The organism is Acinetobacter sp. CFCC 11171 (assembly GCF_003268405.1).
GTDB classification, from domain to species: Bacteria; Pseudomonadota; Gammaproteobacteria; order Pseudomonadales; family Moraxellaceae; genus Acinetobacter; species Acinetobacter amyesii.
This window is the reverse complement of sequence record NZ_LQXP01000063.1, coordinates 1-6,941: the sequence shown is the minus strand read 5'-3', so window position 1 is coordinate 6,941 and position 6,941 is coordinate 1. Positions and strand designations below refer to the sequence as shown.

Here is a 6,941-nt window from a genome sequence, read left to right as displayed (position 1 = left end):
ATCTGATTTTTTATTCAGTTCGATATGAGCAAGGTTTTCTTGATATTGGGTAACAAGATCGTTGTGTTCATTGACCCACTTTTGGCGACCAAAAAATCGTGGTTCTTTTGCTTTGACTGCAAGAATTTGATCAACTAAATCATTGTTTTTCTTTTCAAGTGCTTCGTATTCACGTTTTTTTAAGTGTTTTGATAGTCTATCAACTAAATCATTATATTCATGAAGGATGCCGGCATCTGTTTTACTGTACTGATCCTTTAAATTATCGAGTACATTTTCAGAAAGTAGAATCTCCTGATCAAGTCCTTTGATGATTTGATCACTTTGAATCTTTTCATTGTTTAATGCCTTGATTTTATTGTTTTTGAGTGCAATTTTGGGCATCACAATTTTTTTGTTTCTCTCTTTTTCAGGTTTTTCTTGCTCTCGTTCATATTGTCTACGTAAGAATGTTACAGCCGGCCCCTCATGTTGTGTGGCTTCAAGTTCACTCTTTTGGTCTTCATAACTTCTGTGATCGACACGTTCATCAAATCCATTTTGTTCCAGGTGGTGATTGCATAACTTTGCAAATGATTCTCTCCAGTGGCTTACCGTTTCTGTGCCATTGTCACGACTGAAGTCCCTATATTTTTTTGCTGAAAACTCACCATCCTCATTAATACTTCGGGTGGTGAACATGATGTGTGCATGGTAATTGCGTTCATCACTTCCGTTGCCTGTATGAGGTGCATGAATAGCAGCGTCAACGATGACACCGTATTTTTTAACGAGGTCTTGGCAAAGTTCATTAAGCATGTTTTTACGCTGTTCAGCGTTTAACTCACTTGGAAATGCAATCTCAAACTCTCTTGCAAGTAAGGCATCTTTTCTACGTTCAACTTTTTCGACTTCGTTCCAAAGGATCTGGCGATTGAGTAACTCAGTATTTGTATTATCGGGGGCATAGATTTCTGTAAATTCAACACCGGTTTTTTTTGTATAGTCTTGTTCTTTTCCATAGAAATCACATACCAATTTTTCACCTGAACGATATGCAGCACAAGCAACGGCTGAACGTCCATTACTTCTACTAATCGTTTTAACTGAAAAATGATATATCGCCATGTTGCTTTTGCTCTTAAATTTGGTTTACCAAATTTCACCAACCTGTATAGGTTGGTCAGGGGATTACAAAGGGGATTTACCCCTTGTCGCACCATTGAACTTTGTTCAATGGCTAAGTGCGCCCTTCGGGAAAACCACGATAGCATGGGCTGTCTTGAATTTCAATTCAAACAGACCTATGCTTGAGGGGGATTCCTTGATACGGTGATGGTATGAGTATTGATAATTTAGAGCAAAAAATTGCCAAACAAGAAGAGCGTTTAAAACAGCTAAAAGAGCAGAAAAAAGCTGCTATTGCACGTGAAAAAAAGAAAGTTTCTGATCAACAAAGAAAAGATGATACGAGACGTAAAATTCTACTGGGAGCTTGGGCTTTAAATAAATTAAAAAATGATGAATCGTTTAAACAGCAATTAGCCGATTTTGAGCAATTTTTAAATACGGAAAATAAGACCGAAGAAAATAAGCAGAAAGATAAAGATCTTTTTAATGGATTTATTTGGGATAAGACCTAAATTTCGCATAAGAGATTTTATGTTAAATAAGATGGAACTTAGACAAAATTTTATTAATAGTTATGCATTCTGCACAGTTAGTTTTAGACCTAAAGCATTTACTACACGATTAATCGTATCAAAACGAGGTGCTGAATCTTGACGGAGTGCTTTGTAAAGTGCTTCACGTCCAATTCCTGCTTCTTTAGCGATTTGAGTCATACCACGAGCTTTAGCAATTACACCAAGTGCATGAGCTAGTTCAGCAGGGTCATTCTCTTCAAGAACCATATTAAGATACATTACAATATCTTCTTCACTCTTAAGTGCTTCTGCCATGTCAAAGCTAGGTAGATCAGCTATTTTAACCATTTTTCAATCCTCTAAAGATTTTGATAAATCAACAGCTCGTTCTATATCCTTTTGCTGTGTAGATTTATCACCACCTCCAAGCATCACAATGATTACATCACCATGTTTGATGTAATACATGCGCCAACCTGGTCCGAAGAACTCTCGCATTTCCCAAACACCTTCTTGAAGATGCTTTACATCGCCCCAATTACCACGCTGAACCTTATCTAATCTTCGATTCAGTTTAAGACGGGTCATACTGTCTTTAATGCTATCTAGCCATTCATCAAATTCAGGGAGACGTTTAATCTCGGTCATGAAAGTTCCTCTTTATTGTATTCGATCGAATACACAACATTATAATGAATATATTTTATGAGTAAATGAAATAATAAGAATATATTTTATCAATTGATTATTTAATAACCTATGTTCTTGGCAAAAGGTATCAAACCTGCTCATAAAAAAGCCGACTTGTTTCTAAGTCGGCTTTTTACTGTTTTTGAAGTCAGTCAAAATTTTATAACTATATGAAAAACAATAATATTTTAAATTGCGTTTCGTATAACCTCTATTATGTTAAATAATTAAGGATAAAAGCTTTATTACTAAATAGAACAGTTGCTTAAAGCAGTATAGAGTTAAGTTTGCATTTTAATATCAAGTTGTCTTTCAGCACCGATAATCACCATACGAATCCCATTTTCAAAAATGTCATCCGCATTCATATTTTGTAAGGTATTCACTCCTTGGAGCATGAGTGGATATATAGTTGGATCGGCTTCGAATGGTGGGTCTGATCTTATTTCTTCTTGCTGCTCCTCAAGGACCCACCCAACAATAAACCTTCCTAATGTCATAAGTAATGCAACTGCTTCAACAGGAGAAAACCCAGCATGAGATAACAGCGCAACTTGGGCCTCAATCGTGTTGAAATGTCCTTGACTGGGGCTAGTTCTTGCATGTAGACGAGCACCATCACGGTAAGCTAGTAGTGCTCGACGAAAGCTTACAGAATTAGCGAGCAACCAATCTTGCCATGTCATCCCATCGATGGGTAAAGAAACTAAATGGTGTTCATTTATAATGGTTTCCGCCATTGCTTCCATTAACAAGGATTTATTCTTGAAATGCCAATATAGAGTTGGAGATTTAATACCCAATCGTTGAGCTAGCTTGCGTGTGGTTATTGAATCTATGCCTTCTTCATTCAACATATCCAATGCGGTACGCAGGACTATTTCACGTGTCAGACGTTGAGGTGCAATATCTTTTTTACTCATAAATCTATCACTGATAGGGAGTGTGTGAGAGAATATTAATTCTATCATTGCTAGAGAAGGCATTTGTGAAGAAATCATTGAGCGTGATTTTAATCACTATATTTCTGGATGCTGTTGGGATTGGTTTAATTATGCCGATCTTGCCTGAATTATTACGGTCATTGGCTGGAGCTGAAGCAGGCGGTGTTCACTATGGTGCTTTATTAGCTGTGTATGCTCTGATGCAGTTCATTTTTGCACCTATCCTTGGAGCGTTGAGTGACCGATTTGGACGTCGACCTGTATTAATTATTTCAATTGCTGGTGCAACGGCTGATTATCTCCTAATGGCTGCTGCTCCTTCTCTATTGTGGCTATATATTGGTCGTATTTTTGCGGGAATTACAGGTGCCAACATGGCTGTTGCAACAGCTTATGTTTCAGATATTACTCCAGCCCATGAGCGTGCAAAAAGGTTTGGTCTCCTTGGAGCTGTCTTTGGTATTGGGTTTATAGCGGGTCCGGTAATAGGTGGAGTTTTGGGTGAATGGAACTTACATGCACCGTTCTTTGCTGCTGCTTTTATGAATGGGATTAATTTAATAATGACAGCAGTCTTATTAAAAGAATCAAAACACAGCAATAAAATGACTGAGAAGGTTCAGGAGCAATCAATATTAAAGAAATTATCCTATTTGATCACTCAACCTAATATGGCTCCATTGCTTGGTATCTTTTTAATTATCACATTGGTTTCACAAGTCCCCGCAACTTTATGGGTTATCTATGGGCAGGATCGTTATGGCTGGAGTATATTTATTGCAGGTGTTTCCCTTGCTAGTTATGGAATATGCCATTCTATTGCACAGGCTTTTGCTATCGCCCCTATGGTAAAGAGGTTTGGAGAGAAAAATACGTTGTTATGTGGAATAGCTTGCGATGCAATTGGTTTACTTCTTTTATCTATTGCTGTTGAAGAATGGGTGCCTTTTGCGTTGTTACCATTGTTTGCCCTTGGTGGAGTAGCCGCTCCTGCTTTGCAAGCAATGATGTCCAGAGGTATTAGTGATGAAAGACAAGGTGAATTACAAGGGCTATTAAGCAGTTTTAATAGTCTGGGGGCTATAATTGGTCCTGTATTAGTTACTAGCCTCTATTTTATGACTCAGGCATCAGCTCCTGGAATGGTATGGGCATTAGCTGCAATACTTTATGTAATCACCCTACCCTTATTGCTTAAGTATCGCCTGAATAAATATTCTGGAGTTCCATAAAATATTTAATTTATTGGTTTAAAAACTAATGGATTCTATAGTTTATCTAAAATTAACATAATACACCTTATACGAAATGCTTTATAATTATCCTTATAATTCAACGCTGTAGTTCCTAGTTGATAGCCCGAGTTTCCATGACCGGGCTTTTTTTATGATTTTTCATGTTCCACGCCTAATGTTTAATCAATGTTTCACAGTTTTAATTAAATAAACTGAATAATTTAGTCAGTATGATTTAAGCGTTCGTCTTGAATAAGATCATCTAATTCATCTTCTAAATCTTCAATCTTACTATTGAGAGATAAAATAGAGTTTTTTAAACGTTCATTTTCAGGAACGCCAGGATGTTTTAATTTTTTAAAAATCTCCAATAATTCGCTGCGATGAGTGCGTAACCTTTCAATGTCACTTTCAAGAGCCATTCTTGGCGTCCAGAGTGCAAGTAAACTTTGTTCATAGTCTTTGAGTTCTTCACAACTCATTGCGGCTAATTCAGCTCTAGTTCTCATGGTTTGAAATCCGTCTTGCTATGCAGAGATTTAAAAATTCGTTTAGCTGTTTCTTCTCTTACACTTTTTGGATCTCGTAAGATGCCACTAATCCAAAGGGCAAAACTAGCATAATCAGGAAAATTACTGAGGTCTGATAGTTCAGAAAGTTGAGATAAAATAGCGCTGTACTTGTTGATTTGAGCATCAGATAGATTGCAGAACATATCTATGGTTTTTGTATCTCTTGTTGGTGCTGTGAGTTTTGGCTTAGGTTTTTCTTTCACTATAAATTTAAAGCCAACAACTGAACGCCCACTTTTTATATTCTCATAGGTCAGGTTTATATCTGTATTTTCTGTGATTTCCTTTAATGAAGGTGTAATCACACGTTTTTTTAAATTACTTAAGTCCTGATAAGACTCAGGTAAGCCAAATTCTATTTTTATCAATTCTAAGGACATTTCAAACTGTCCCATAGCTTGATGTTTTTTTGCTAAATGATAGAAATCAAATGAATAGTCTTTTTTTAATTTCAGAACTATATCTTTTTTATACTTGGTATAAGGATTTAGCTTATCAAACTCTTTAAGCATCAAAAGAACTTCATCTGGAAAACAAATAGATACAGAACCATCTTCATATCTAGCTCGAATAACCCAATTACAGTATGTCTTACGACCCTTTTCATCTAGATAACAGAAGTAACGCTTAATAAGAGCCTTACTTGCATCTACAAGTGATTTATATGCTGAATGGGTTTTTATATTACATTCCATAGCAAATTTTTCGGCGGTAATAGCTATGGCATCTTTTTCTGTTGCATTCGTTGTCCTAGCTATTGGGCTTGCGAGAATTAATAAACGTTTCTCATCAATACTCATACTTTTAAAGCACTCTTGAATACTGTTTTGCATTACTACCCAAGATGGTGGATAGGTCTTTTTGTTTTGTTCATTCATAAGTTAACTTTAATACCTTTAAGGTACTTTAAATATGGTGTACTCGAATATAGCAATCTGATTATTATTTGACTATTATTTTTGTACTTTTTTAACAATAAAGTACAATTTATTTAATGTACTTAGTTGTCCTCCAAAAGTACTTTTAAAGTCCTCCAAAAGTACTTTTTAAAGTGCTTTTTGTCCTCCAAAAGTACTTAGTTGTCCTCCAAAAGTACTTTTTTAAAGTCTGAAAGCCTTGCTATACATGGGCTAGAAGGGGGTCTAAAAGCTTTTAAAAGCTTTTTAAAAGAATAAAAGGGAATTTTTTTCAAATTCGGGCTATAAAAACTGCCCTTGGTACTCGCTAAAGCTCGTACTCTATTGAAGCTCGTTTCTCTCGCTTCGTTGGGGCAGTTTTTTCCTCACTCATCTAGAATTCAAAAAGCAAAAGCATGAATAATGCATTCGCTTCGCTCATGCTTTTTGAAAAGCAAAAGCTTCATTGTGGCGCTCGTAGACACTCGCTAAGCAAAATTTACTGTAATTCAGTAAAAACAGTTTTTCAGAGGGGGGAAATAGGCAAACTTTCATTGTGGCGCTCGTAGACACTCGCTAAATGCTCACTATTTGCGTTCTAAGAGGTTTTACTTACTTCAACTATACTTTTATGCAGAAAAGATCAAATATGCCTTAAAACGCAAAATAGAGCGATTTACGGTTAATTATCGAAGTCATTTTTGCTATCAAAGCCATTATTTTCATTTTTTGGCTGTTTTCGTCGTGAAAACTCTACTTCAGCAAGATGCAATTGTCTTATTTGTTCATTTTTTTCATGGATCTTACGTCTACGTTCTTCCTCTTGTTGATCAAGTTTACGTTGTAAAGCTTCTCTTTCTAGTTGATTTTTATAGCTGTTCTCAACTTGAATATTGAATAGCACTTCTTTTACTCGTTTTGCAAAGTCAGGTTTACTCTTTTGAATTGCTTCTTTTGCCTTTTCTACAAAATCCGCTGG

At 36.0% G+C, this 6,941-nt stretch carries 9 protein-coding genes; 2 read left to right on the top strand and 7 right to left on the bottom strand.

The features are described from left to right. Positions 1-1,107, bottom strand: a 1,107-nt coding sequence (gene mobQ / locus AVJ20_RS17500) for a MobQ family relaxase (protein ID WP_162689808.1), incomplete at its 3' end; no start/stop codon positions are given. A gap of 212 nt (positions 1,108-1,319) precedes the next feature. Between mobQ and AVJ20_RS17495 the strand changes: the two genes are divergently transcribed. Then, positions 1,320-1,622: a hypothetical protein gene (locus AVJ20_RS17495; RefSeq protein ID WP_111886098.1), complete on the top strand. Its 303-nt coding sequence runs from the start codon at positions 1,320-1,322 to the stop codon at positions 1,620-1,622. A 60-nt stretch (positions 1,623-1,682) separates the two neighbouring features. On the opposite strand, the gene AVJ20_RS17490 is transcribed toward AVJ20_RS17495, so the two are convergent. From AVJ20_RS17490 to AVJ20_RS17480, 3 genes are all read right to left on the bottom strand, one after another. After that, positions 1,683-1,973, bottom strand: a complete 291-nt coding sequence (locus tag AVJ20_RS17490) for an addiction module antidote protein (protein WP_004787581.1) — start codon at positions 1,971-1,973, stop codon at positions 1,683-1,685. 3 nt (positions 1,974-1,976) lie between these two features. Then, positions 1,977-2,273 carry a type II toxin-antitoxin system RelE/ParE family toxin gene (locus tag AVJ20_RS17485; RefSeq protein ID WP_004787583.1) on the bottom strand — a complete coding sequence of 99 codons (297 nt, stop codon included), beginning with the start codon at positions 2,271-2,273 and terminating at the stop codon, positions 1,977-1,979. Positions 2,274-2,596: 323 nt separating this feature from the next. Then, positions 2,597-3,238, bottom strand: coding sequence for a TetR/AcrR family transcriptional regulator C-terminal domain-containing protein (locus AVJ20_RS17480; RefSeq protein ID WP_004787586.1), 642 nt, complete (start codon positions 3,236-3,238; stop codon positions 2,597-2,599). 65 nt (positions 3,239-3,303) lie between these two features. On the opposite strand from AVJ20_RS17480, the gene tet(39) reads away from it, so the two are divergent. Then, entirely contained in the window at positions 3,304-4,491 is a 1,188-nt protein-coding gene (gene tet(39) / locus AVJ20_RS17475; RefSeq protein WP_046267530.1) for a tetracycline efflux MFS transporter Tet(39), read from the top strand. 224 nt (positions 4,492-4,715) lie between these two features. Here the strand turns inward: tet(39) and AVJ20_RS17470 are convergent, their stop codons facing one another. The 3 genes from AVJ20_RS17470 to AVJ20_RS17460 form a co-directional block, all read right to left on the bottom strand. Next, complete coding sequence (locus AVJ20_RS17470; protein WP_111886097.1) at positions 4,716-5,003, bottom strand: hypothetical protein; 288 nt, start codon at positions 5,001-5,003, stop codon at positions 4,716-4,718. Further along, on the bottom strand, positions 5,000-5,944 hold the full coding sequence (locus AVJ20_RS17465; protein WP_111886096.1) for a replication initiation protein: 945 nt from the start codon (positions 5,942-5,944) through the stop codon (positions 5,000-5,002). Before AVJ20_RS17465 ends, AVJ20_RS17470 begins: the two co-directional genes overlap by 4 nt. Positions 5,945-6,644: 700 nt before the next feature. Continuing rightward, positions 6,645-6,941: hypothetical protein (locus AVJ20_RS17460; RefSeq protein ID WP_162689807.1), on the bottom strand; the 297-nt coding region annotated here is incomplete at its 5' end.

What these genes read in the sequence shown, in the direction of transcription:
- AVJ20_RS17495 (WP_111886098.1), top strand. Translation starts at nt 1,320, where the DNA reads ATGAGTATTGATAATTTAGAGCAAAAAATTGCCAAACAAGAAGAGCGT.
- AVJ20_RS17490 (WP_004787581.1), bottom strand. Translation starts at nt 1,973, where the DNA reads ATGGTTAAAATAGCTGATCTACCTAGCTTTGACATGGCAGAAGCACTT.
- AVJ20_RS17485 (WP_004787583.1), bottom strand. Translation starts at nt 2,273, where the DNA reads ATGACCGAGATTAAACGTCTCCCTGAATTTGATGAATGGCTAGATAGC.
- AVJ20_RS17480 (WP_004787586.1), bottom strand. Translation starts at nt 3,238, where the DNA reads ATGAGTAAAAAAGATATTGCACCTCAACGTCTGACACGTGAAATAGTC.
- AVJ20_RS17470 (WP_111886097.1), bottom strand. Translation starts at nt 5,003, where the DNA reads ATGAGAACTAGAGCTGAATTAGCCGCAATGAGTTGTGAAGAACTCAAA.
- AVJ20_RS17465 (WP_111886096.1), bottom strand. Translation starts at nt 5,944, where the DNA reads ATGAATGAACAAAACAAAAAGACCTATCCACCATCTTGGGTAGTAATG.